Source organism: Pseudomonas sp. B21-009, from assembly GCF_024749345.1.
Classification (GTDB): domain Bacteria; phylum Pseudomonadota; class Gammaproteobacteria; order Pseudomonadales; family Pseudomonadaceae; genus Aquipseudomonas.
The window spans coordinates 909,804-933,228 of record NZ_CP087199.1 but is presented as its reverse complement, the minus strand read 5'-3'; the positions used below and the strand labels follow the sequence as shown (position 1 = coordinate 933,228).

24 protein-coding genes and 1 pseudogene are annotated in these 23,425 nt (G+C 62.5%); 8 read left to right on the top strand and 17 right to left on the bottom strand.

What is annotated here, in order from left to right:
• Positions 1 to 3 precede the first annotated feature (3 nt).
• A complete protein-coding gene (fahA, locus tag LOY34_RS04180) occupies positions 4 to 1,296 on the bottom strand; it encodes a fumarylacetoacetase (RefSeq protein WP_195885688.1) in 1,293 nt (430 codons plus the stop codon).
• Between the two features lie 3 nt (positions 1,297 to 1,299).
• Complete coding sequence (gene hmgA, locus LOY34_RS04175; RefSeq protein WP_045196118.1) at positions 1,300 to 2,601, bottom strand: homogentisate 1,2-dioxygenase; 1,302 nt, start codon at positions 2,599 to 2,601, stop codon at positions 1,300 to 1,302.
• A gap of 174 nt (positions 2,602 to 2,775) precedes the next feature.
• Between hmgA and LOY34_RS04170 the strand changes: the two genes are divergently transcribed.
• A complete protein-coding gene (locus LOY34_RS04170) occupies positions 2,776 to 3,555 on the top strand; it encodes an IclR family transcriptional regulator (protein WP_045196116.1) in 780 nt (259 codons plus the stop codon).
• 10 nt (positions 3,556 to 3,565) lie between these two features.
• Here LOY34_RS04170 and LOY34_RS04165 read toward each other — a convergent pair whose 3' ends face one another.
• From LOY34_RS04165 to LOY34_RS04140, 6 genes are all read right to left on the bottom strand, one after another.
• Positions 3,566 to 6,622, bottom strand: a complete 3,057-nt coding sequence (locus tag LOY34_RS04165; protein WP_258664306.1) for a hypothetical protein — start codon at positions 6,620 to 6,622, stop codon at positions 3,566 to 3,568.
• Between the two features lie 503 nt (positions 6,623 to 7,125).
• On the bottom strand, positions 7,126 to 7,479 hold the full coding sequence (locus tag LOY34_RS04160; protein ID WP_045196112.1) for a hypothetical protein: 354 nt from the start codon (positions 7,477 to 7,479) through the stop codon (positions 7,126 to 7,128).
• A gap of 75 nt (positions 7,480 to 7,554) precedes the next feature.
• Positions 7,555 to 8,463 (bottom strand): SDR family oxidoreductase, encoded by a 909-nt coding sequence (locus LOY34_RS04155; RefSeq protein ID WP_371128689.1) that lies wholly within the window; start codon positions 8,461 to 8,463, stop codon positions 7,555 to 7,557.
• A gap of 129 nt (positions 8,464 to 8,592) precedes the next feature.
• Complete coding sequence (locus tag LOY34_RS04150) at positions 8,593 to 9,498, bottom strand: alpha/beta fold hydrolase (RefSeq protein ID WP_093388012.1); 906 nt, start codon at positions 9,496 to 9,498, stop codon at positions 8,593 to 8,595.
• A 186-nt stretch (positions 9,499 to 9,684) separates the two neighbouring features.
• Complete coding sequence (locus tag LOY34_RS04145) at positions 9,685 to 10,371, bottom strand: LrgB family protein (protein WP_093388009.1); 687 nt, start codon at positions 10,369 to 10,371, stop codon at positions 9,685 to 9,687.
• The gene (locus tag LOY34_RS04140) at positions 10,361 to 10,747 is read right to left on the bottom strand and encodes a CidA/LrgA family protein (protein ID WP_093388007.1); all 387 of its coding nucleotides are present in this window, start codon (positions 10,745 to 10,747) and stop codon (positions 10,361 to 10,363) included. The genes LOY34_RS04145 and LOY34_RS04140 overlap by 11 nt, the downstream gene beginning before the upstream one ends.
• A gap of 96 nt (positions 10,748 to 10,843) precedes the next feature.
• Here LOY34_RS04140 and LOY34_RS04135 point away from each other — a divergent pair, with 96 nt between their 5' ends.
• Entirely contained in the window at positions 10,844 to 11,728 is an 885-nt protein-coding gene (locus LOY34_RS04135) for a LysR family transcriptional regulator (RefSeq protein WP_195885686.1), read from the top strand.
• 3 nt (positions 11,729 to 11,731) lie between these two features.
• Here LOY34_RS04135 and LOY34_RS04130 read toward each other — a convergent pair whose 3' ends face one another.
• The gene (locus LOY34_RS04130; RefSeq protein ID WP_045196103.1) at positions 11,732 to 12,187 is read right to left on the bottom strand and encodes a flavodoxin; all 456 of its coding nucleotides are present in this window, start codon (positions 12,185 to 12,187) and stop codon (positions 11,732 to 11,734) included.
• Between the two features lie 141 nt (positions 12,188 to 12,328).
• On the opposite strand from LOY34_RS04130, the gene LOY34_RS04125 reads away from it, so the two are divergent.
• Together LOY34_RS04125 and LOY34_RS04120 are read left to right on the top strand one after the other, a co-directional pair.
• Positions 12,329 to 12,790 (top strand): PAS domain-containing protein, encoded by a 462-nt coding sequence (locus LOY34_RS04125; protein WP_195885685.1) that lies wholly within the window; start codon positions 12,329 to 12,331, stop codon positions 12,788 to 12,790.
• Positions 12,791 to 12,858: 68 nt separating this feature from the next.
• A complete protein-coding gene (locus LOY34_RS04120) occupies positions 12,859 to 13,476 on the top strand; it encodes a hypothetical protein (protein ID WP_093387998.1) in 618 nt (205 codons plus the stop codon).
• On the opposite strand, the gene LOY34_RS04115 is transcribed toward LOY34_RS04120, so the two are convergent.
• Positions 13,461 to 14,411 carry a MerR family transcriptional regulator gene (locus LOY34_RS04115; protein WP_195885684.1) on the bottom strand — a complete coding sequence of 317 codons (951 nt, stop codon included), beginning with the start codon at positions 14,409 to 14,411 and terminating at the stop codon, positions 13,461 to 13,463. The two genes, LOY34_RS04120 and LOY34_RS04115, sit on opposite strands and share 16 nt — an antisense overlap.
• A 238-nt stretch (positions 14,412 to 14,649) precedes the next feature.
• Here LOY34_RS04115 and LOY34_RS04110 point away from each other — a divergent pair, with 238 nt between their 5' ends.
• The 4 genes from LOY34_RS04110 to LOY34_RS04095 are packed head-to-tail and all read left to right on the top strand — an operon-like array spanning position 14,650 to position 16,628.
• Positions 14,650 to 15,219 (top strand): antibiotic biosynthesis monooxygenase, encoded by a 570-nt coding sequence (locus LOY34_RS04110; RefSeq protein ID WP_045196096.1) that lies wholly within the window; start codon positions 14,650 to 14,652, stop codon positions 15,217 to 15,219.
• Positions 15,220 to 15,274: 55 nt separating this feature from the next.
• Positions 15,275 to 15,973: a dihydromonapterin reductase gene (gene folM / locus LOY34_RS04105; protein ID WP_195885683.1), complete on the top strand. Its 699-nt coding sequence runs from the start codon at positions 15,275 to 15,277 to the stop codon at positions 15,971 to 15,973.
• Positions 15,974 to 15,997: 24 nt separating this feature from the next.
• Positions 15,998 to 16,294, top strand: a complete 297-nt coding sequence (locus LOY34_RS04100) for a DUF1244 domain-containing protein (RefSeq protein WP_045196092.1) — start codon at positions 15,998 to 16,000, stop codon at positions 16,292 to 16,294.
• A complete protein-coding gene (locus LOY34_RS04095; RefSeq protein ID WP_045196090.1) occupies positions 16,287 to 16,628 on the top strand; it encodes a HopJ type III effector protein in 342 nt (113 codons plus the stop codon). Before LOY34_RS04100 ends, LOY34_RS04095 begins: the two co-directional genes overlap by 8 nt.
• On the opposite strand, the gene LOY34_RS04090 is transcribed toward LOY34_RS04095, so the two are convergent.
• From LOY34_RS04090 to ampD, 7 genes and pseudogenes are all read right to left on the bottom strand, one after another.
• The gene (locus LOY34_RS04090) at positions 16,612 to 17,556 is read right to left on the bottom strand and encodes an alpha/beta fold hydrolase (RefSeq protein ID WP_195885682.1); all 945 of its coding nucleotides are present in this window, start codon (positions 17,554 to 17,556) and stop codon (positions 16,612 to 16,614) included. The genes LOY34_RS04095 and LOY34_RS04090 overlap by 17 nt on opposite strands.
• Before the next feature lie 9 nt (positions 17,557 to 17,565).
• Entirely contained in the window at positions 17,566 to 18,252 is a 687-nt protein-coding gene (locus LOY34_RS04085) for a GNAT family N-acetyltransferase (protein ID WP_045196087.1), read from the bottom strand.
• Between the two features lie 181 nt (positions 18,253 to 18,433).
• The gene (gene fabV / locus LOY34_RS04080; protein ID WP_123564434.1) at positions 18,434 to 19,648 is read right to left on the bottom strand and encodes an enoyl-ACP reductase FabV; all 1,215 of its coding nucleotides are present in this window, start codon (positions 19,646 to 19,648) and stop codon (positions 18,434 to 18,436) included.
• A 171-nt stretch (positions 19,649 to 19,819) separates the two neighbouring features.
• The gene (locus tag LOY34_RS27460) at positions 19,820 to 20,524 is read right to left on the bottom strand and encodes a methyl-accepting chemotaxis protein (protein WP_408980721.1); all 705 of its coding nucleotides are present in this window, start codon (positions 20,522 to 20,524) and stop codon (positions 19,820 to 19,822) included.
• Positions 20,525 to 20,674: 150 nt separating this feature from the next.
• Positions 20,675 to 20,881, bottom strand: a pseudogene (locus LOY34_RS27455) (HAMP domain-containing protein); the annotation flags it as partial.
• 1,122 nt (positions 20,882 to 22,003) lie between these two features.
• Entirely contained in the window at positions 22,004 to 22,837 is an 834-nt protein-coding gene (gene ampE / locus LOY34_RS04070) for a regulatory signaling modulator protein AmpE (protein ID WP_045196081.1), read from the bottom strand.
• Entirely contained in the window at positions 22,834 to 23,400 is a 567-nt protein-coding gene (gene ampD, locus LOY34_RS04065) for a 1,6-anhydro-N-acetylmuramyl-L-alanine amidase AmpD (protein ID WP_093387983.1), read from the bottom strand. The genes ampE and ampD overlap by 4 nt, the downstream gene beginning before the upstream one ends.
• Positions 23,401 to 23,425: the final 25 nt, after the last annotated feature.

Below are 23,425 nucleotides of genomic sequence, written 5' to 3'. Positions count from 1 at the left end.
CTCTCAGTGCGCCGGCAGGATCTTGCCGCGGCACTCGCCGAAGCCGATCGAGGCTACGCCGTCGCGCTTGCAACGGGCACGCAGGATGATTTCGTCGCCGTCCTCAAGGAACTTGCGCACCTCGCCCGAGGCCAGTTCGACCGGTTCCTTGCCGCCCTGGGTGATTTCCAGCAGGCTGCCGAACTGGCCAGGCTGGGCACCGGACAGGGTGCCGGAGCCGAACAGGTCGCCCGGCTGCAACTGGCAACCGTTGACGCTGTGGTGGGCAACCATCTGCGCCACGGTCCAGTACATGCTCAAGGTGTTGCTCAGGGTCAGGCGATGGGCTGGCAGGTTCTGCTCGCGCATGCGCTCGGTCAGCAGCAGCACTTCCAGCTCGATATCAAAAGCGCCATTGGCCTGGTCGCGTTTGTCGAGCAGGTACGACAGCGGCTGCGGATCACCTTCCGGGCGCGCCGGCTGGGCGCAGCGGAACGGCTCCAGGGCTTCGGCAGTGACTACCCACGGCGAAACGGTGGAGATGAAGCTCTTGGACAGGAACGGCCCCAGCGGCTGGTATTCCCAGGCCTGGATGTCACGCGCCGACCAGTCGTTGAGCAGGCAGAAACCGGCGATGTGCTCGGCGGCTTCGGCCACCGGAATCGAATCGCCCATGTCGTTGCCTTGGCCGATCCAGATACCCAGTTCCAGCTCGTAGTCCAGACGCGCGCACGGGCCGAAGCTTGGTTCGCTCTGGCCAGCAGGCAGGGTCTGGCCTTTTGGCCGGCGCACGTCGGTGCCCGAGGGGCGAATGGTCGAGGCGCGGCCGTGGTAACCGATCGGCACATATTTATAGTTGGGCAGCAGCGGGTTGTCGGGCCGGAACAGCTTGCCGACGTTCTTGGCGTGCTCGATGCCGACATAGAAGTCGGTGTAGTCGCCGATGCGCGCCGGCAGGTGCAGCTGGCACTCGCTGGCCGCATGCAGCAGCGGCTTGAGCGCGGCCTGGTGCTCGCTGTGCTCGCCGAGCAGCTCCAGCAGGCGTTCGCGCAGGGCTACCCGGGCGCCCCGGCCAAGGGCGAAGAAAGCGTTCAGCGCACCACCACGGGTGGCCTCGACTGCGGCGCGGGCCTGGCCGTCGAACAGGCCGGCGGCCAGCACTGCTTCGAGGTCGAGAATGGCATCACCGATGGCCACGCCACAGCGCGGCGCCTGGTCCTTGCGGCTGAAGATGCCCAGCGGCAGGTTCTGCAGCGGGAAGTTGCCGTGGCCGTTGGCGTGTTCTACCCAACTGCGGGCAAGGGCGGACTGATTCATGGGTTATCTCCGATTCGGGGTAAAGGTGCTCGGCAACGAGGCCCAGCAACTATCGTAGTCGGCCTGCAATTGCGGGCATTCGAGCGCATGACGGCTCGGGCGCAGCACCTGGCTGGTCTCGAACATGAAGGCCATGGTGTTGTCGATCTTGTTCGGTGCCAGCTCTACGGCGATAGCCTTGCTGCAGGTCTCGGCATCCGGGCCGTGGGCGCTCATGCAGCTGTGCAGCGAGGCACCGCCGGGCAGGAAGCCTTCGGCCTTGGCGTCGTACTCGCCCTTGATCAGGCCCATGAACTCGTTCATCAGGTTGCGATGGAACCACGGTGGACGGAAGGTGTTCTCGGCCACCATCCAGCGCGGCGGGAAGATCACGAAGTCGAGGTTGGCCATGCCCGGTACGCTGGTCGGCGAGGTCAGCACGGTGAAGATCGAAGGGTCCGGGTGGTCGAAGCTGACCGTGCCGATGGTGTTGAAGCGGCGCAGGTCATATTTGTACGGCACGTTGTTGCCGTGCCAGGCGACTACGTCCAGGGGCGAATGATTGAGCTGGCAGCCCCACAGTTCGCCGAGGAACTTCTGCACCAGCTGCACCGGGGCGTCGGTTTCTTCGTAATGGGCCACCGGCGCAAGGAAATCGCGCGGGTTGGCCAGGCCATTGCTGCCAATCGGCCCCAGGTCCGGGATGCGCAGCGGCGCACCGTGGTTCTCGGCCAGATAGCCACGGGCCTTGCCGTCGAGCAGTTCGACGCGAAACTTCAGGCCACGGGGCAACACGGCAATCTCCAGCGGCTCGACTTCCAGCACGCCCAGCTCGGTGACGATGCGCAGGCGACCTTGCTCGGGCACCAGCAGCAGTTCGCCATCAGCGTTGAAGAACACCCGCTCCATGGAGCGATTGGCGCAGTAGGTATAGATGCTGATGCCGGCGGGTTTCTCGCCTGCCGAGTTGGCCGCCATGGCCACCCAGCCGTCGATGAAGTCGGTGGCCTCGCTCGGCATCGGTTGCGGGCTCCAGCGCAGGCGGTTGGGCGTCACCGGGCCCAGCGGGCCACCGGCCAGTTGACGCTGCAGGCGCTCGAAGCGCGGGTGCAGGGCCGAAGGGCGAATGCGGTACAGCCAGGTGCGGCGCTGTTCGTTGCGGGCCATGGTGAAGGCAGTGCCGGAAAACAGTTCGGCATACAGGCCATACGGGGCTTTTTGCGGCGAGTTCTGCCCGACCGGCAGCGCGCCAGGCAAGGCTTCGCTGGCGAATTCGTTGCCGAAACCGCTCTGGTAGCCAAGGACGGGGGTGTTATCGAGGTTCATCGAGCCTCCGGGCCCAGTGCAGGCCGGTCAATGGCAGTTGGCTGCGGGCCTTGAAGGAATGGCAGCGCTTCTGCGTTATTTTTATCGTAATCACATTACGCATAACGTAATTTGATTGGTGAAGACCGTCAAGCTATAAAGACGCCCATCTAACTCCCCGGATCGACTCCCCCCATGGCCAAAGCCAGCTCCCCCGCCGACAGCTCCGGCAAACAGAAGGTCCGCTCGGCCGAGGTCGGCACCGACATCCTCAAGGCCCTGGCCCAGTTATCGCCGTCCACCTCGCTGTCGCGCCTGGCCGAGCACGTCGACATGCCGGCGAGCAAGGTCCACCGCTACCTGCAGGCCTTGATCGCCAGCGGCTTTGCCGAGCAGAACCCGGCCACCAACCATTACGGCCTCGGCCGCGAAGCCCTGCGCGTGGGCCTGGCGGCACTGGGCGGGATGGACGTATTGAAAGAGGCGGCGCTGCCGCTGTCGCAACTGCGCGACGAGCTCAACGAAAGCTGCTTCATCGCCGTGTGGGGCAACCAGGGCGCCACCGTGGTCAACATCGAGCCGGCGGTGCGCGCGGTTACCGTGGTCACCCAGATCGGTTCGGTGCTGCCCTTGCTGACGTCCTCCACTGGCCTGGTGTTCGGCGCTTACCTGCCAGAACGTGAAACCATCGAGCTGCGCGAGCAAGAGCTGGCCGCATCAGGTCACAGTGCCGACGAATACCAGGCATTGTTTGCGACCATCCGCCAACGCGGCCTGCATCATGTGCATGGCCTGCTGATGCCCGGAGTCGATGCGCTTTCCGCTCCTGTGTTCAACGCCGTGGGCAAGATTGCCGCAGTGCTGACCGTGGTCGGCCCGACCTCGATTTTCCACGCGGATGAACAGGGCCCCGCTGCGCAACAACTGCTGGCCACCGCCAGGACCATCAGTTGGCGCATGGGGTATGAGGCCTGAGCCCATCTCGTCAGGCAGGAACCGTTCGCTCCAGGTACTTGAGGAACAAGGTGAGTTCATCGTCCAACGCCTCACCGACGCTGGAGACTGTTTCCGAACCCGCCTTGCCCAAGTCGGCGACCAGCTTTTTCAGTAGCTCGGTGGTCGGCGAGCCGGGGCCCTTGGACAGCTTCGATAGCGCTTTGGCGAAGCGCCCTGCCACGCCGGAAATCGACACGACCCCCACAGCCGTGACAACAAACCACTTCAAGGCTGAAGCCCGATCGCCATCCTCGTAGGCCAGCGCACCTTGCACGAACGAGCGCAGGGTCAGCACCACGTTCAGCGCCAGGGTGGCCGGTGGAAAGGGAATCGAAAGAATCGCCGCAACGCCGATGGCGACCTCGAAGAGGATGCCCCAGATTCGTTCGGCCACACTGGTGGTGTCGGCGTCCACATCGGCAATGATCCGCTCGACCATCACGTCGAATTCATGGGCAAGATCGGTCACGCGCTTATAGTCGCTGATCGCCTCGAGGACCATTGCCTGACCATCAGCTGCTCGTTCAACACTGTCGATCAGGCTGCCGATGGCCGGCTGATCATCGATGCTCACGCGCAGGTAGAAATAGTCCTGCAGCGCTTCCCATTGAAGCGCCAACGCTTGCGGCGTACGGAAGATCAGGTCATCCGGCGCATCGGGGGTGTAGACAAGATCTTCGACAACACTTTGCGATACGTTCCTGAACAGGTACACACCCTCTACCCTGCGGCCCCTCAGGGCCAGCTGGAACAGACCGTTCTTGCCAGAGGTCCGCTCACCGCCAACGACCGCAGGCTCCAGATCAACCAGCTTGTCGACAGCAATGCCCAGCCACCCGCTCTGCTCGGACGTCAGGCGCCCCGCCATGCTTTCACTCAGCCAGGCGCGGCGGATCTGCAAACGCAGCAGCTCGCGGTGAAGCAGGCGACGGCGCTTGTACTGTGGCTCAACGGGGACGAGCAGGCGCCGGCGAATCATCTGGATGTAGCGCTCACCCAGCTTGGCAGATCGAATGTAGCCATCGACAGAGGGACGATCGAGTCGCGACAGGTCCTGGCCGATGGTGGAGGTGATTCTGGCAAAGTCGGCGAAGTTGAAACTGCTGTCGTAACCTTCAATGACCGTGCGGGTGAGCGTCTTTATGTCACCGTCCTCAAGCTCCACCAGTACGGTATCAGGGTCTATATCAGACGCAGGTAGAAGCTTCTTGATCCAGTCCTGCACCTGGCGATGGGCGTATTTGGCAAAGGGCTCGATAGTGTTGAGCTGTTGGTAGGCGTCCTGTATCGCACCCAGTTGAGCATCAACATGGCTCAGTTGCTGGCGCTGAACTCGGGATGCATCGATGAACCACTGAGGCGTGGCCAATTGCTGTTGCTCAAGTAACGCCGAGACCTTCCTGAAAGCAACTTGCGACAATACCCTCGGCCAGCTCGCATCGGGCCAGCGCTCCAGGGCCACTGTTTGTCGGGACCAGGTGCCCGGCAATTTTTGCGTCTGCTTGAGAAACCGACTGAAGCTCATCCTGGCGTTGACCGGCACTTGGCCAAGCAGATAGGTTTGCCCCTGGTCGGTCAGGGCCCACCGGGCAATTTCCAGGCTGAGCTGCCCCACATTGCTGAACACCCGCAGATCCGCCTCCGGCGCGCCAGGGGCATAGAGCAGGAAACGATGAGTGTCCTGCGAGCCAAAACTCAGGTAGAGCATATCCTTGAACGCCAACTGCAAGGGCTCAAGGATCACCGCACCCGCGTCGATCCCAAGCGCAGCCAGGGCGCCTGTATGGTTGCGAGCAGCTTCCAGAGCGTCGCAAGCCTCCCGGTCGAACCCTTGGTAGCGCGCGGCCAGGGCGCTCAAGGCTAACCGTGCATTGACCACGTCGCTCATCAGTTGAGGGCCAGAGCCATCGAGGTAGGAAGATTGCAGCGCTTGCCGGTAACTCAATCGAACGCCAAGTTCATCGATCATGCGCTGAAGGAAATCCGGCGTCAGCTGCGCGGCCAGCTTTGCATCGATGATTTGCGCTTGAAACTCGCTGCCGGGGTAACCACCGGACAACACCCACTGCACCAGCGACATCTCGCGCTCGCCCTGTATCGTTTCATCCTCGACGTCCAGTACATGCCTGACTCGAACGCGCAGTTGCCCGGCATCTGTTTCAGCACCCATGGCTTGCGCAATGTAAGCGGCTATCTGTGTCGCGGCATAGTCCTCAATGCTGGCCGTGCCTTGCAGGTGTTCATCAACCCGTTGCTGGCACTGGGCAGCAGCTCGTTCGCGTAACTCGTAGGCCGTACGCTCTTCACCTTGGAGAAAGCGTAACCACTCAGGCAGTTGGGCGCGACGGTGCTGCCTGAACCTGGTTGCAAGGCGTTGCTGCAACAGGTCTTGCACAGGTACCTCGCGCAGGGCTTGGCGGATATCGTCTACTTGGCTTCGAAACGGACTCTCGCTCAGCGGCACCAAGGTCAATTGCGGCGCTTGGCCTTGTGCAAGGCGCTGTTTTATTCCGTGTGGCAACGGCTGCACCAAGGGGTCGCCGGCAGCCGGTGCGCACAGGCGCAGCGTCATCCTGTCGATGAATCGCCGCTCATCCCCCTGCGCTTGCAACCCCTCCTGCAGGCTGTAAAACCAAAGCCTGCTAGATGATGACGGGTCGAACGACTCGCTGATGACAAACGCCAACGGCAACATCGCCGTCTCTCCCTGGATATCGAGGGTCAGAATGCGAACGTGCTCAACGGGATAGAAAATCTGCTCCTCCAGCGCTGCCATTTCCGGCTGCTGCCAGGGATGGCGCAAAGCAAAGTAGCGCAGATCGAAAAAAAACAATTTAGACAGGTGCACAAACAGGCTCGGCGGCTTTGTACTCGGCTTGCGTGCCCTCTCCCAGAAACTGATCAGCGCCGCATCCTGCAACGTTGCCACCGACTCAAGCTGGCGCTGGATTTCAAAAGTACTGCTGGTCATTTCCAGCAGCAGTGTCTCCACAGTACTGTCGTCGTAGCTCAACGCGGGTGTGTCAAGCGAACGGGTCGATTCCATATGCTGATGTCCGTTGGTGGTTGATAGTCATAACGCGACTAATTGACTTGCCCACCTTCAGGGAAATTTCAGCGAAACCCGTCCCGGTTGCTATCTCTGGAAAGTGCCCAGGCTCCCGTTTCTTCAAACCCAATGAATTGCCCTACAGCTAACTAAAGCAACAGCTCACTTCCATATAAGAATAAAAGGACAGTGTGCACAGTTGCTTACACTCGCTTACTGACTTTCGTGAAACAGCGGGTTACTGTCTTGGGGGCTGACTGTTACCTGAGTTGTAACAGTGAATGTCAGAAATACCTATTTTTCCGATTCTGACAGGCGCCTATTCTGGTTACACCAAGACGGTGCAGACGCCAAATCAAAGCGTCAGCCCATTCCATCAACCGGCGTGCACACCCCGCCTGATGGCGTCTTCTCCAGGTTCACCGACGTTGATTTTGAAGCTCCTTGATCTGCGTCTTACTTGGCCGCTGCACTGCAGCGGCCTTTTTTATGCCTGCAACTCAGTCGTCGTCGGCGTCATCAAAGTGGAATCGGTGCAACAATCGGTGAGCGATGGGCGCCAGGATCAGGCCGATGCTGGCGACGAACACCAGGCCGACATACAGGCCGTAACCTGCAAAAAACAGCTTGCCGCCAATAGACTCGGGGAGGATCACCGGCCCTACCCCGCCCAGCAGCAAGGTGGCGTTGAACACGGCATCGTGCCAGGGCACTTGCGGCTCGAAGTACAGATGGCCAACCACGCCAAACAGGATCGAGCCGATCAGCAACAGGCAGGCCGCGATCCCGTGCCACATCAGGCGATAGCCGAACTGTCGGGTAGAGATGACAGCGTCCGTTCTGGATTCGTACATCCTCTGTGCTCCTGCAACCAAGGTGGCCGTCCAGCATAGGCAACTTCAGCCGGCGACCACAACCTTGGGCAAGGTTCAGCCCTGTGGATACTTCTGCAGGTTGGCCATCATCTGTTGCAGGGCTTCGAGGCTGTCCTTGGGATGTACGGCGTTGTCAAAGCTGCCGATCTGCTGCCAGTTGGCAGCGATGTCTTCAGGCGAAAAGCCCTCGCGCGGGTCGAAGCCAACACCCAGGCTACGCTCCCAGCGCACCTTGCCGACCCAGCCGCCGCCAACTTCATACAAGCCGCCGCTGTCCTGGCAGGCGTCACTGCCCAGGTACACCACCAGCGGGCTGACCAGCTCCGGCTTGAGTTGTTCGAACACCTGTGGCGGAATCAGCCCTTCGGTCATGCGCGTGCCACCCGTGGGGGCGATGGCGTTGACCAAGACGCCGTGCTTGCGCCCTTCGATGGCCAGGGTGCGGGTCAGGCCATACAGGCCGAGCTTGGCCGCGCCATAGTTGGCCTGGCCGAAGTTGCCATAAATGCCCGAGGTCGAGGCGGTGAAGATCACCCGCCCCCAGTTCTGCTCGCGCAAGTGCGGCCAGGCGGCGCGGGTGACTTTGTAGGCCCCTTCGAGGTGTACCTGGTAGACCTGCTCCCAATCGCTGTCGTCCATTTTGTGGAAGGTCTTGTCGCGCAGGATACCGGCGTTGTTGATGACGATATCGACGCGGCCGAAGCTGTCCAGGGCCTGTTCGACAATGCGCTGGCCATCGGTGACCGAGTCATGGTTGGCCACGGCCATGCCGCCCGCTTCACAAATCTGCGCCACCACCCGGTCGGCAGCCGAGGCGCTGGCGCCTTCGCCGTGGGTCGAGCCGCCCAGGTCGTTGACCACCACTCGCGCGCCATGGCGGGCAAACAGCAGGGCATGGGCGCGACCCAGGCCACCGCCAGCGCCGGTGACAATCACCACTTTATCGTCCAAGCGAATCGTCATGCTCAGTTCTCCAGCAGAACAAGGGAGGGATGCCCGAGTGTCGACCAGCCGCGGCTGGCACACAATCAAGCGGGCAGGCGCTGAATGGCAGGCGATAAGGCCAGGCGATGATTGCGCACGCCGGGTCGCTCAGGACCAGGCGACTTTCTGCGGCACACTCACCAAGGGTTGTTCACGAAACGCCAGGTAATGGCGCAGCACCTGTACCGGTGCTTCGGTATGGGGGTAATGACCGATGCCCTGGAGCATCACCGTATCGGCATTGGGCACCAGCTCCTGGTAACGCTCGAGCATATGCGCCCCGGACACCGGATCGACCGCGCCGTTGATCAGCCGCAGTGGCACCCCTTCGGCCTGCATCGCGCCAACCCAGCGCTCGCGGTGGGCGACCCGCTCGGGCAGGTAGGCAATGAGCTTGTGCAGGATGCGCGTGCCACGGTTGGAAGCAATCAGGCTCCAGTAATCGTCCAGCGCACTCTCGCTGGGATGGGTGCAGGGGCCGTAGATCTGGGTAACGTGGCGCACCAGGTCATCGCGCCCGAACGAGCGCCCGACCAGCCAGCCCAGGCGGCTGAGCAGCAGTTTCTGGATCATCAGCGGCCGATGACGCTCGGGGAACAGGCCGCCATTGAGGAACACGCAACTGGCGATCTGCACCCGGCCCTCATGGTGGCGGGCGAGCAACTCCTGAGCGACGCTGCCGCCATAGTCATGGCCGAGCACATGCACCGGCTGCTCGACCTGCAGGTGCGCCAGCAGCGCCTGTTGCAGGTCGGCCTGTTCCAGCAGGCTGTAGTCATGATGCAGCGGTTTGGCCGAATCGCCAAAGCCGAGCATGTCACAGGCAATCACCCGGAAACGCTGGGCCAACGGCGCCCACAGGTAGTGCCAGTCCCAACTGGCGGTGGGAAAGCCATGAATGAGCAGTAGCGGTTCGCCCTGCCCTGCGCTCCAGTAACGAATGGTCTGGCCACGGAACGAGAAATTCAGGCCCCGGGTCCGCCAGACGCACAATGGAATCTCGGCCAAAGGCATCACAGTGGTCCCGGTAAGTTACAGGTAGTCGTGTTGGGCAAGGCATCGGCTGCGATCATTGCAATCACCTCGGCACATACGTGTGCTCTATTGATCGTCAGTCTAGTCAGGCAGGCCCTGGCCGAGAGTTGCGTTGGCAGCCAGCTTATTGACCTTGGGAGTCAGGGCGCAAAATAGCGAGGTGAATCACAGCAGCAAGGTCAGCAACGGCGCGGCAAACAGATTGAGCAGGCCGGTGAGAACCATCACCAGGCCGGCCACCGAACCCTCTTCACCGCCCACTTCATGTGCGCGGCTGACGCCCGCTCCATGGGCGCCGACGCCGAACAGCGCGCCACGGGCCAACGGCGTGCGCAGCGGCAGGTACTTGAGCAGCACGCCACCAAACATCGCCCCGAGCACTCCGGTGAACATCACGAACACCGCGGTCAGCTCCGGCACGCCGCCCAGGTCCTTGGCCAGCGGCATGGCAAAGGGCGTGGTGATCGAGCGCGGCACCAGCGACAGGCTCACCGAGCTGTCCAGTGCCAACAGCTGCGCCAGGCCCCAGGAACTGCCAATCGAGGCCGCACTGCCGACCAGCATGCCGAGGGTCAGGGCCGGCCAGTGGCGGGCGAGCAAGGCGCGCTGTTGCCAGATCGGTACGGCAAAGGCCACCGTGACCGGGCCCAGCACCGACATCAGCCAGTGAGTGTTGCGCGCGTACTCGGCATAGGCGGTGTGCAGCGGCACGGCGATCGCCAGCAGCACGGCCGGCACCAGGATCAACGGTGACAGCAGGTAACGCCCGGTGCGCCGGTACAACCAACGGCTGCCAAGATAGGCCAGCAGGGTCAGGGCCAGCCAGAACAGCGGCATCGGCTCAAGCGTCATGGCGCAACCTCCAGCGGCAGATCCACTCCACCGTCACCGCCGTCACCACCATCACCAACAGGGTACTCACGCCGATCACCAGCAAAATCCGCCAGCCCTCATCGCGCAGCAGGCTGCCGTAATCAAGCAGGCTCATCAGCGCCGGAATGAAGAACAGCAGCATCTCGGCCATCAACAACCCGGCACCGAGCTGCAACATGGCCGGCTTGAGTACACCCAAAGCAAACAGCAGCAGCAACAGCGCAAGGCCCATGACCCCGCCGGGAATCGGCCAGGCCAACCAGGCGGCCAGCAGGCCACCGACCTTATAAAGAGCAAGCAACACCGCAAGCTCGGCGAGCAGGCGGACAAACCGGTTTAACGCAGGGGGTTTCATCGCGGGGGTCCTCTCAGGCCTGTATTTTAAAAGCCTGCTCCCCACGCCAAAAGCGAATTGTTAGACTGCCAGCTATTCCAGATTGGAATTCAGGCTATGGAATTCAAACAGCTACGCAGTTTTCTTGAAGTGGTGCACCGTGGCGGCTTTACCCAGGCCGCGCAAACCCTGCACATCAGCCAGTCGGCGGTGAGCAAGCAGGTCGCGCAACTGGAGCAGGACCTCGGCGTGCCGCTGCTGGAGCGCCAGGGCTCGCAGTTGCACCTGACCGCTGCCGGCAAGATCGTGCTTGAACGCGGCGAGGCCATGCTGCGCCTGCGCCAGGAGCTGCTCAGCGAGCTCGATGACCTGAGCCAGCTGGCCCGCGGCGAACTGCGCCTGGGCTTGCCACTGCTGGGCAGTGATGCGCTGTTCGCACGGTTGTTCGCCGAATACCGGCGGCGCTACCCGAACATCAGCGTTCAACTGTTCGAAGGCGGCAGTCGCAGCGTCGAGCAGGCCGTACTGAGCGGTGAACTGGAACTGGGCGGCAGCCTCACCCCCAGCGACCCGGCCTTTGCCTACCAGCCATTTTGCAACGAGCCCCTCGATGCCCTGCTGCCCACCGAGCACCCTTTAGCCGCTGCCGGCCAGGTCAGCCTGGCGCAACTGGCCGACACGCCGTTCCTGCTTTATCAGCGCAGCTTCGTGCTCAATGACCGACTGCTCGGCGCTTGCCAGCAATTGGGCTTCACCCCCAGGGAGGGTGGCCGTAGCGGCCAGGCCGACTTTCTCGCCGCGCTGGTGGCGGCAGGCCAGGGGGTGGTGCTGTTGCCCAGTGTGGTGGCCCGCGGCCTGGAACGACCGGGGGTAGTGCGCCTGGCACTGAGCGCGCCGACCGACCTGCGCTGGGACATCGCCTTCATCTGGCGCCAGGGCGCCTACCTGTCGCGCGCCGCCCAGGCCTGGCTGCAGCTGCTGCGCGAGCAGCCACAGCCGTAATGATCAGCCGCGCAGCTTGTTGGCCAGCTCGGCAAGCCACGGCTCGGCGTCGGTTTCCGGGGTAACGGTTTCGCTGGCATCCAGGCGCAGCATCGGCTGAACCTCTACCAGGCCCATCTCGGCGAACAGCTCGCGCAGTTGCTCGCCGCCACCGCAGAAGGTATCGCCATAGCTGGAATCGCCCAGGCCGATCACCGCGCCCTTGAGGCCGCGCCACTCGGCCGGCAGCGCATCGCGAATGGTACTGAACAGCGGCATGAGGTTGTCCGGCAGCTCGCCCATGCCGGTGGTCGAGGTCACGGCCAAAAATGCCTGCGGGGCAAAGCCCTGGATGTCCTGCAGGGTAGCCCGGTGGGCGTGCCAGGCCTCGAAACCCGCTTGTTTGAGCAACTTCTCGGCATGCCGAGCGACTTCTTCGGCGGTGCCATAGACCGAACCGGAAAGGATCACGACTTTCATAGAGGTTTCCGAAACTGAGTAAAAACGTAGGATACTAGCATCAGGCACTGGCAAAGGCCTTAATCTGCCGCTGTACAGCGACGGCCAATCCACTAGAATCAGCCAGCATGCCCGATCTACAGCCCTTGCGGACCTAACAAGATGATCAATGCCACACTGCTGCAGCGCATGATTGATGCCTCTAACGACGGGATCGTGGTGGCCGAACAGGAAGGCGACGACGACACCATCCTGATCTACGTCAACCCGGCCTTCGAGCGCCTGACCGGCTATGACGCCAACGACATCCTCTATCGCGACTGCCGCTTCCTGCAGAACGACGATCGCGACCAGGGCGCCCGGGTATTGATCCGCCAGGCGATCAAGGATGGCCTGCCAAGCCGGGAAATCTTGCGCAACTACCGCAAGGACGGCAGCGCGTTCTGGAATGAACTGTCGATTACCCCGGTGCTCAATGAGGCTGACAAGCGCAAGTATTTCATCGGCATCCAGAAGGATGTCAGCCACCAGGTCGAAGCCGAACAGCGGGTAGTCGAGCTTGAGCGCCAACTGGCCGACGCCCGCGCGCGCATCGCGGCGCTGGAAGCCGACCAACGGTCTTAACAAACACGCCGTTTGGTTGTCCATGACGGTGAAGAAACGCATTCACGATTGTAACTTCGAGTTCGACCATGCAAGCAGATGCCCTTCTGACCCAGGATGAGCTGGATTTCATCCGCTCCATGCAGCACGCGGCCCAGCCCATCCCGGCTGAACCGGCGTCGCGCCTGATGGTCAATGGCGGCAGCGCAATCAAAAACCTGCTGACCCGACTGATCGCCGACGAGCAGGTAACCCTGCAGGCCCAGTTCAATAACCAGCAGATGACCTTTCCGCTGCAGTTGGTTGAAGACGAGTTCCATGCCCTGCACCTGCAACTGGGTGCACCGAACATCTATGAAGAAGGCGCCGTGGTTCGCCCCTGGCGCCTGACCCTGGAGCAACCGGTGGCACTGGAAGACGAGCTGGGCCTGAGTACCGGCTTGTGGGTGCGGGAAATCTCGTTCAAGGGTGTGCTGCTGGAAGTGCGCGAGCTGCCCGAACCACCAAAACACTTCGACCTCTGGTTCAGCCCCGACGGCGATGCCCCGATTGCCTTGCACGGCACCTTGCAGCGGCGCACCGGCGAACGCCTGGCCGCCTATAACCTGGGCCAGAGCTTGCCGGCTGAAATCGAGCGGCTACGCGAATACATTCTCCAGGCACACCGGCGCGCCCATCCGGAGCTGCACCCTCAAGAATCCAGGTGACCGGCCAGGTACTGCTGCAGCCGCCGGCGCATCAAGCGTCCTTCGCTGCCCAAACACGCGACTTGCGAGCCGATCAGGCTGTCCTGAGCCAGGTCCGCCGCCTCTCCCGCCAGCAACAACGGACACTCCAGTGCCAGCGCCAGGCGCGCCAGGCGCTTGGGTAAATCACTGGCCGGCGGATGATTGGAAAACAGCACCAGGGCATGCGGGGTCATGCGCTCGCAGACCAGGCCAAGCTCTTCCAGCGGCTGACCGAGGCCGAGCACGCTGATGGCGATTTCGCTGGTGCCGAGCAACAACGCCGCCACCAGCAACTCAAGTTCCCGGCACTGGCCGGGGATCGCCGCCAGCAGCACGCGCACTTCCTGCTGCTCACGCGCCAGCTGCAAACGTTGCAACACCCGCCCGCGCAGGAAGCTGTCGAGAAACAACCATTCACTGGCCTGGCCGAAAGCTTCGTGGGTACTGCGCAGCGCCTGCCAGACCGGCATAAGGATGTCCTGGAACACCACCAGCTGTGGATAACTACTGAACACCTGGCCGTATACCCGCTCCAGGCGGCGTTCGTCGAAAGCCCTCACGGCCTGGCGCAGCTGGGTTTGCCATTGGTTGAAATCGGCCTGGGATTCGTCGCTACGCGGTGACTGGCTTTCGCTCTTCAGATTCTGGCTTTTGGCCAAAATGCGCCCGACCTTGCTGACGGCAACCCCGCGCTCGATCCAGCCGAGGATGCTACGTACCTCGTCGATGTCCGCTTGCGAGTACAAACGGTGCCCACTTTCGGTGCGCGTGGGCTGAATCAGCCCATAACGGCGCTCCCAGGCACGCAGGGTGACCGGATTGATACCGGTCAGGCGGGATACTTCGCGGATCGGGAACAGTTCTTCGTGGTCAAACTCACGGGAATTCAATGAAGGCTGGTCTGGTTCGATCATTGCCGGGAAACCGCGGGTTTATGGGCCAATTGTCATTCTACTCCGCCAATCACCAGCACCACCATTGGCATTTCTAACAGGTGGGCGAGTACCAGCACTGACGAGTCAGCTTATTTAAGGAATAATCCGCGCCCGATTCTTGCATCGATTCTTGCACAGAAGCGAATACCGCCCAGCACCCCGGGCGGCGTTCAAGGGGCAGGCCTACCCGCCACGCCCAGTTGCCAGGAGATATACCATGTCTACCCCACCCGTAACCCTGATGGTTACCCGCCGCGTCGCCGATGGTCGCTACCAGGACCTGATGGCCTGGCTGCACGAAGGCGAACAGCTGGCCACCGACTTTCCCGGCTACCTGGGCTCGGGCGTGCTCGCGCCGCCGCCGCAAGGCGACGAATTCCAGATTATCTTCCGCTTTGCCAACGAGCAGACCATGCATGCCTGGGAGCATTCGGCCTCGCGCAAGGCCTGGCTGGCCCGTGGCAATGGCCTGTTCGCCGAGCCATCGGAACAGCGGGTCAGCGGCCTGGAAGGCTGGTTCGGCAATAACCCGGTGCAGCGCCCGCCGCGCTGGAAGCAGGCGGTGGCGATCTGGCTGGCGTTCTTTCCGGTGTCACTGCTGTTCAACCTGATCTTCGGCCACTGGCTGGGCGCGCTGGAGCTGGTGCCGCGCATCCTTCTCAGTACCCTGGGGCTGACGCCGTTGATGGTGTATTTCTTTATTCCATTGTCGACCCGCCTGCTGGCCAACTGGCTGAACGCCAGCCCCGCCCGCCCGGGGCCGCAGGGCGCGCGCAATCCCGCTTAGTTCGGGTATGCTGGGGGTTATCCAAGCGAACCAGTAAAAGTTGACCGCCCCCACCATGAACAGCCCAATTCTTGTCACCGGAGCCAGCCAGCGAGTCGGGCTGGCGCTGGCCCTGAACCTGGCGCAGGCCGGCCATACCGTGGTCAGCGCCAGCCGCAGCAAAAGCCCCGAGGCCGCGCACCCGAACATCATCCAGTTCCAGGCCGACCTGTGCCAGGAAGCCGACCGCCTGGCCCTGATCGAGCACCTGCAAAGCAATTACGACGGCTTGCGGGCGATCGTGCACAACGCCTCGTTGTGGCTCGACGATGACCTGGCCAACCTCAACACCATGTTCAAGCTGCACGTCGAGGCGCCCTACCACCTGAACCTGGCCCTCGGCGCGCAACTGGCCAAAGTCGACAAAGCCGACATCATCCATATCTGCGACGAGACCTCCTCGCGCGGCAGCGGCAGCCATATCGGCTATGCCGCCACCAAGGCGGCCTTGCAGAACATGGTGCTGTCGTTCGCCGCCAAATACGCGCCGAGCATTCGCGTCAACGCAATCCTCCCGGGCTTGCTGATCCTCAAGGAAAACAGCGACGAGGCCTACCGCCAGCAGACCCTGAAAAAGGCTCTGCTGGAATTCGAACCCGGTGCCCAGCCGCTGATCGATGCCGTGCGCTTTTTGCTCGACAGCCAGTACAGCACCGGCAGCAACCTGGTCATCAACGGTGGCCGCCACCTGAAAAACCGCATCGCGGTAGACTGACCTACCGCTGTCACGAGAACGTCCATGAACGATCAACAGAAACTCGAACTTGAAGCCGCCGCCTTCCGCCGCCTGGTTGCCCACCTGGACAGCCGCAAGGACGTGCAGAACATCGACCTGATGAACCTCGCCGGCTTCTGCCGCAACTGCCTGTCCAAATGGTACAAGGCCGCCGCCGACGAAAAGCAGATCGAGCTGAGCATGGATGAGGCCCGCGAAGTGGTCTACGGCATGCCTTACGCCGAATGGAAATCCCTTTACCAGCAAGAAGCCAGCGCCGAACAACAAGCGGCGTTCGCCAAAGGAAAACCCAATGACTGACCTGAGTACCCTGCGCGCCAGCCTGAAATCCGGCGAACATGCCTTCGCCGACACCCTGGCCTTCATCGCCGCCAACTACAGCTACCAGCCACAAGCCTTCAACAACGGCGGCGTCGACAACGCAGCCGGGCAAAACGAAGGTTCGTGCAAGACCCTGGGCCTGGCCCTGCTTGAGGGCCTGAGCGATGACGAAGCACTGCTGGCGTTTGGCGAGCACTACCGCTCGGTGCTGGCCACCCCGCAAGGCAGCGACCACAGCAACATTCGCGCGTTGATCGAGCATGGCCTGGCGGGCGTCAAGTTCGCCGCCCAGCCGCTCAAGCGCCTGGGCTGATCAAGCGCCCTGGCGTGCCTTCGGCCAGTTGCCCGTGCTGCAACCAGTGCAGGGCAATTGGCCACAGCCGGTCCTGGAAGCGGCTGTGGAAAAAGGCGAAATGACCGATCCGGCTTTCATCGATATCCCCCGGGGCGATGCGCAGATGGCTGCGCTCACTGGCCTCGAAGTACGCCAGTAAGCGCTCGATCGCCGCCACCGTGCCAAACGGGTCGTCGCTCAGGCTGATGGCCAGGGTTTGCGCCCTGACCCGGGCGAAGGGCAATTCACCCAGCGCCCGGCCACTGGGGCGCTGCTCATACGCCGCCGTGCGCGTACTCCAGTCGCGCACCACCCCGGCCGGGGTGTCTTCCAGCCAGCCCAGGCGCTTGCCGGGAAAGTAACCGAACACGCGGGTCAGCAACGGCATCAGCACGTGCCATTTGCCGAACAGTTGCCAGCGGCTGTCGGCGGCATAGTCGCGCCAGTAGGCAAACTGCGCGCCCACTGTGACCAGCCGGCGCAATTGCCCCGCCGAAGGCGCCAGCCCCGCCGCGCAACCGCCAAAACTGTGGCCGACCACATCGATGGGCTGGCCGCGGAACTCGCGCTGGGCACGTTGCAGGATGGCTTCGAAATCCAGCACGCCCCAGTCGCTCCAGGACGCCTGGAAATGGCGCATGGACGCCGGACGCGACTCACCGATGCCACGATAGTCATAGGTGATGACATCCAGGCCATGGCCGAACAGGTACTGGGCAAAACGGGCGTAGTAGCTGCAGCGCACTGACGTGGCGGCATTGATGATCACCAGCGGGCGCGTGGCGTCCGGCACCTGCTGGCGCCAACAGAAACCGCCGAGGGCATAGCCATCGGCGGTGATCTCACGAAAGGCCTCGCCGCGGTTGCTGGCAACGGGCAAAGCCGGGAATGCTTCGAGACTGCTCATCGACCTCTGTCATGCCGAAGCCGCTACCCGCGGTGCAGGGACCTTGCGCAAACCGCTCAGTCGCGAGCCATCGTAGCGGGTTTCACGGAACAGGCGCCAGCGTCCGAACAGGCCATACACGTGCATCACCCGCCCCTGCTCGTGATAGCCCATGCGCAGATGCAGCTTGAGCGCCGGAATGTTGTGGGTTTCGCAGACGTCCACCACCTTGTGGCAGCCCTTTTCCCGCATGGCTTCCCACAAATTGACCTGGGCATCCACCGACAGCCGGGTGCCAAAGAAGGCACGGGTCATCTCGCCGCCGAACTCAAAGAACTCGCCGGGCTTCACCGGGAAGGTGCAGCCGTAGTAATGACGGTCGTGATAGTCGCGCATGCTGGCAAAAATAAACGCCACGGCGTCGCCCTGCTCGTCCAGGTACATGTGCCCGGTGTGACCTTCGGCGGCCAGTTCGCGCATGGTCTGCACGCGGTCGCCAAAATAGCGGGCGAAGGCATCGGCGTTGTCCGTGGTGATTTGCACCAGGCGCACCGCAGGATGCTCACGCAGGTTGTGCGGCGGTACCGGGCTGATCAGGTCGCGCTCCATCCACAGCAACTCCCAATGGAAGAAGATGTAGCGCTCACACAGGGTTTTGAGGACCTTTTGCAGACCCTTTTGCCTGATCCGCTCTTTTAGTTTTTGCAGTCCACTCATGGTGCCTCCTGTCGAAACCTTGACGGTTTAAAGGGCATTTGAATGAGTGGTATAGATCAGTGCCGAGGAGGGGGTAGCAAAAGGCCACTGACATACTTGTTTCAAATTGTGTTTCGAGTTTGAAACTGTTGCCGCACCCGAGGAAAAACAGGTGCGACAACAAAGAGTTAGCAACGCCTAATTACAGCTCGACGCAGTCGAACCGTACGTCGGTCGCCACATCGGCGTCATAGTCAACATCCTGACGCTCGAAACCGAACAGGTTGAGGAACTGCTTCTTGTAACCGGCGTAGTCGGTCATTTCGAACAGGTTCTCGGTGGTCACCTGCGGCCACAGGGCCTTGCAGGCATCCTGTACATCGTCACGCAGTTCCCAGTCGTCCAGGCGCAGGCGGCCTTTCTCGTCCAGCTGCGGCGCAGCACCGTCCGCACGGTACATACGGTCACGGAACATGCGATCCAGTTGATCCTGGGTCCCTTCGTGAACGCCCTTTTCCTGCATGATCTTGAAGACCATCGACAGGTACAGCGGCATTACCGGAATGGCCGAACTGGCCTGGGTAACCACCGACTTGAGCACCGCCACGTTGGCGCTGCCACCGACCTTTTTGCTCAGGCGCAGGGCAGTTTCGTCCAGGTCCTGCTTGGCCTTGCCCAGGGCACCGTGCCAGTAGATCGGCCAGGTGATCTCGGTGCCGATGTAGCTGAAGGCCACAGTGCGCGCTTGCGGCGCCAGAACACCAGCGGCGTTCAGGGCGTCGATCCACAGCTCCCAGTCCTGGCCGCCCATGACGGTGACGGTGTCGGCAATTTCCTGTTCGGTAGCCGGCTCGATGGACGCCTCAATGATGGTGTCCTTGTTGGTGTCGATGGCGGTCGACTTGTACGGCTGGCCGATTGGCTTGAGCGCCGAACGAACCAGCTCGCCTGCGCGCTCACCGGCCGAGGCAGGCAGTTTGCGCACTGGCGAGGCCAGCGAGTAGATCACCAGGTCGACCTGGCCGCCCATTTCGTTCTTGATCAGCTCGATGACCTTGGCCCGCGCTTCGTCAGAGAAGGCATCGCCATTGATCGACTTGCTGTACAGGCCTTCGGCCTTGGCGAACTTGTCGAAGGCGGCAGCGTTGTACCAGCCCGCGGTGCCGGCCTTGGTTTCAGTGCCCGGTTTTTCGAAGAACACGCCCAGGGTGTCGGCCTTGAAACCGAACGCTGCGGTGATGCGCGCTGCCAGGCCGTAGCCGCTGGATGCACCGATCACCAGTACTTTTTTCGGACCATCCTCGCGCACGCCCAGCTTGCGGGTGGCTTCGATCTGATCACGTACGTTCAGCTCGCAACCGGTCGGGTGCGTAGTGGTGCAGATAAAACCGCGGACTTTGGGATGGATGATGGCCAATGTCTGTACCTCGTCAGTGAATTTGCTGAGGGAGCCGAATCGCGTGGACTCGAGGTTCCGTTTGCTGTGAGGGTGAGACTACACCCGCAGCGTTGCCGACACATCCGGCTCCCTGGAATCCTGCAGGGCGCTACTTTGTCACAGCGCGGAAAACTTCAGCAACCGCTGATCTCAGACCCGGAACGCACCGATCAGACGCTTGAGTTCCAGCACCTGGGTCGACAGCTGGCGGCTGGCGTCCTCGGTCTGGTGCGCGCCCTGGGTGGTGTTTTCCGCCGCCCGGTTGATCTCGACGATGTTCTGGTCGATGTCATGGGCCACCGCCGTCTGCTGCTCCACTGCGGCGGCGATCTGCTGGTTCTGGTCGACGATACTGCCGATGGCGCCAAGGATGTTCTCCAGCGCCTGCTGCACCTGTTGCGACTCGCCGACGGTGCCCGAGGCCATCTGATGGCTGCTGTCCATGGCCTTGACGGCAGCCCCTACCCCGCCTTGCAGACGCGAGATCATCTGCTCGATCTCCTCGGTGGAGTGCTGGGTACGCTTGGCCAGGGTCCGCACTTCATCGGCGACCACGGCAAAGCCACGGCCCTGCTCGCCCGCCCGGGCCGCTTCGATAGCAGCGTTGAGGGCCAGCAGGTTGGTCTGCTCGGCGATGCTCTTGATCACCTCCAGCACCCGGCTGATGGCCTTGCTGTCGCTGGCCAGCTGATTGATCACCGCCACCGACTGGTCGATTTCGCCGGCCAGGCGGGCGATATTGCCCTGCTGAGTTTGCACCAGGCCGCGGCCGCTGACGGTTTCGCGGTTGACGCCGTGGGCGCTGTTGACTGCCGCCGCGGCGCTGCGCGCTACCTCCTGGGCGGTGGCCGACATCTGGTTCATGGCCGTGGCCACCTGTTCGATCTGCCCACGCTGGCCGCTGACCGCCTGGTTGCTGCGCGCCGACACCGCGTGCACCTGCTCGGCCTGGCGCTCGACCTCGGCGACGGTATGGCCGACCTGTTCGATCAGGTCATGAATGCGCCGCACGGTGCCGTTGAATACCTGGCCCAACTCGCCCAGTTCATCGCGGCTGCTGGCCTGGAAGTTCACCGTCATGTCACCGGCAGCGACCTTGTCCATCACCGCGCCGAGGCTTTTGAGGGTGTTGCGGGTCGAGGCGTAGAAGCCGCTGTAGAGGTAGACAATCAGCAGGAACACCGCGGCCAGCGCGCAGACCTGCAGGATCATGTGCGAGCGGTGTTCCGCCAGGCGTTGCTCGAGCTGGTGGCCGAGGAACTCGCCGACGGCGCTGTTGAGCGTGTAGGTCTGCTCGATCAAACCGCTGAACTGCTTGTAGAACCCCGGCCAGGGCGCGTCGAGGGTGTCGGCGACCACGACCTGCTCCTCGATCAGTTCACTGGCCTGCTTGAGCGACGCCTGGCTGCTGCTGGCCAGGCTGCCCAGCCGCGCTTGCGCGCCGGGCTCGGTAGCCAGCGCTTCATCCAGGCGGATGGCGTAGTCGGCGCCGAGTTTTTCCAGTTTCTGCAGCAGGTCATCGAAGCGTGCGCTGGACGCCGAATTGACAAAGCCCTGGCCGAGCGAATACGAGCCGATCGCCCGTCCCTCGCCGAGGGTCTGGGTCACCTGCGCAGTGACCGTGGTCATCAGTTCACTGAGCTGGCGAATCGCCGAGTCACTGTCCTGGCTGAGCCCGGCCTGGCTGGCAATCACTTTGCTGAGCACCTGGGCCTGGCCCAGCAGCTTGTCGAAAAACGCCACCTTGCTGGACAGCGAAGACTCGCCCTGGGCCGCCTTGAGGGTCTCGAGCATCTCGCTGCGCTTGTCATCAAAAGCCTTGACCTGTGCTTCATCGCCGCTCATTGCCGCCAAGGCGGACAGGCGCCGCTGCACCTGTTGCTCGACGCCGGCTATCTGCGTCTCGAGATCCGCGGCCTTGCCCGATTGGCCGAGCACGGCATTGATCTGCACCAGGTTGCCGAGGGCTTCCACCTCGCCGCGCAGGGCCAGGCTGCTGGCCAGCAACTCCAGGCTCTGCAGCTCGGTGCGGGTGGCGTGGAACTGCGCATAGGAATCGCGGACCAGGTAGTAGTTGGTCACCAGCATGGGCAGGAAAAACAGGATACTGATCAGGCTGAACTTCATCCCGAAGCTCAGTCGGTTCATCAACGCGATGGCCGGATACAACAGGCTGTTCACAGGTGGCGCCCTCCGATTCTTATTGTTCTGCGCACAGTGGCACAAGGCCACTGAGTGTATTCAGCAGCACCTGTATAGCGCATATCGGATCGGGGGTTTGTAACTTAAGGTTAACCGGCTGCGGAGCGACCAACGGCCGCTCCGTCACGACTCTTAGCCAAGCACGGTCCACAGGGCGAAACAGGCGTACCAGAGCACTGCCGAGCGCAGCAGCAACTCCCACAGGTTATCCAGCCCGAGCAGACCATCGGGGCCTGCCGACGTGCTGGCCGGCAAATCACCGGCTACACGGCCAACTGTGCTGATCAAGCCGGCGGCACTGATGTGCCAGTTGAGCAGTTCGTGCAGCATCACCCGGCTGACCGCGACGAAGTTGCCAACCAGGGCAAAACTCACGCCCAGCACGCGCACCGGCGCCCAGTCAAAGGCGTGGCGCAGTTGCAAGGCATGCTCGCGCAACGCAGGGGTGCGCCCATGTTCGGCGGTCAGCGCCAATAGCCGATAGGCCAGGGCAGCCGCTGGGCCGAGCAGGAAGTACCAGAAAATCACCGCGAAAAAGCTCTGGTAGGCCTGCCACAACAGGTTGCCCTGCACCCGCTCCAGCAATGCCTGGGCATCGTCGGCGGTCAGGCCCAGGTCGCGCTCGGCGACATGCACCGCCGCTTGCTCGTCACCACGGCGCCAGGCATCGCGAAACGGTCCTTGCGCGGCCTTGATGTCGCCACGACCGAGGCTGTAGATCAGCACCAGCAAGTGCACCGGCAAGGCCAGCAAACCGTAGGCCACCGGCTCCAGCACGTGCAGCAGCAAGGCCAGCAGGCCCACCGGCAGCAACACCAGGATGCCCAACACCCACCAGGGGTGGCGTCTGCCGTCACGCTCCAGGCGCGCAAGCTCGGTGACGAAAAAACCGTCGCGTTGCAGGCGCTGGCGCAGGGCCGAGAACTTCTCGAACCACAGCACCAGCAACAGCACCAGAAAACTCATGGGTGTTCCTCCTTGTCCTTGAGGCCGGCGCGGTAGCGCGGCCAGTCAAATGCATCACCAGGGTCGGTCTTGCGTCCCGGGGCAATGTCGCTGTGGCCCTGAATCCGTTCAGTGCCAATGGCTGGCCAGGCAGCCTGGATCTGCCGGGTCAATGTTTGTAGCGCCTGATACTGGGCATCGGTGAAAGGCAATTCATCAGTGCCTTCAAGCTCGATACCGATGGAAAAGTCGTTGCATGCCTCACGCCCGTCGAAACAGGACACTCCGGCATGCCAGGCGCGGTCCAGACAAGAGACAAACTGAGTGACCTTGCCGTCACGTTCGATGAGAAAGTGCGCCGACACGCGCAGGTGCTGGATACCTTCGAAATACGGGTGTTCGCTGGCATCCAGGCGGTTCTGGAAAAATTCCTGGACCTTGCCGGTACCGAACTGTGCTGGCGGCAGGCTGATGTTGTGGATAACCAGCAGGGAGATGACTTCGCCCTCGGCGCGGGCATTGCAGTTGGGCGAGGGACAGTGGCAAACGCCGGCGAACCAGCCAGTAGCGCGGTCCAGTTGCATAGAAAATCCTGAGACACGGGGGCAC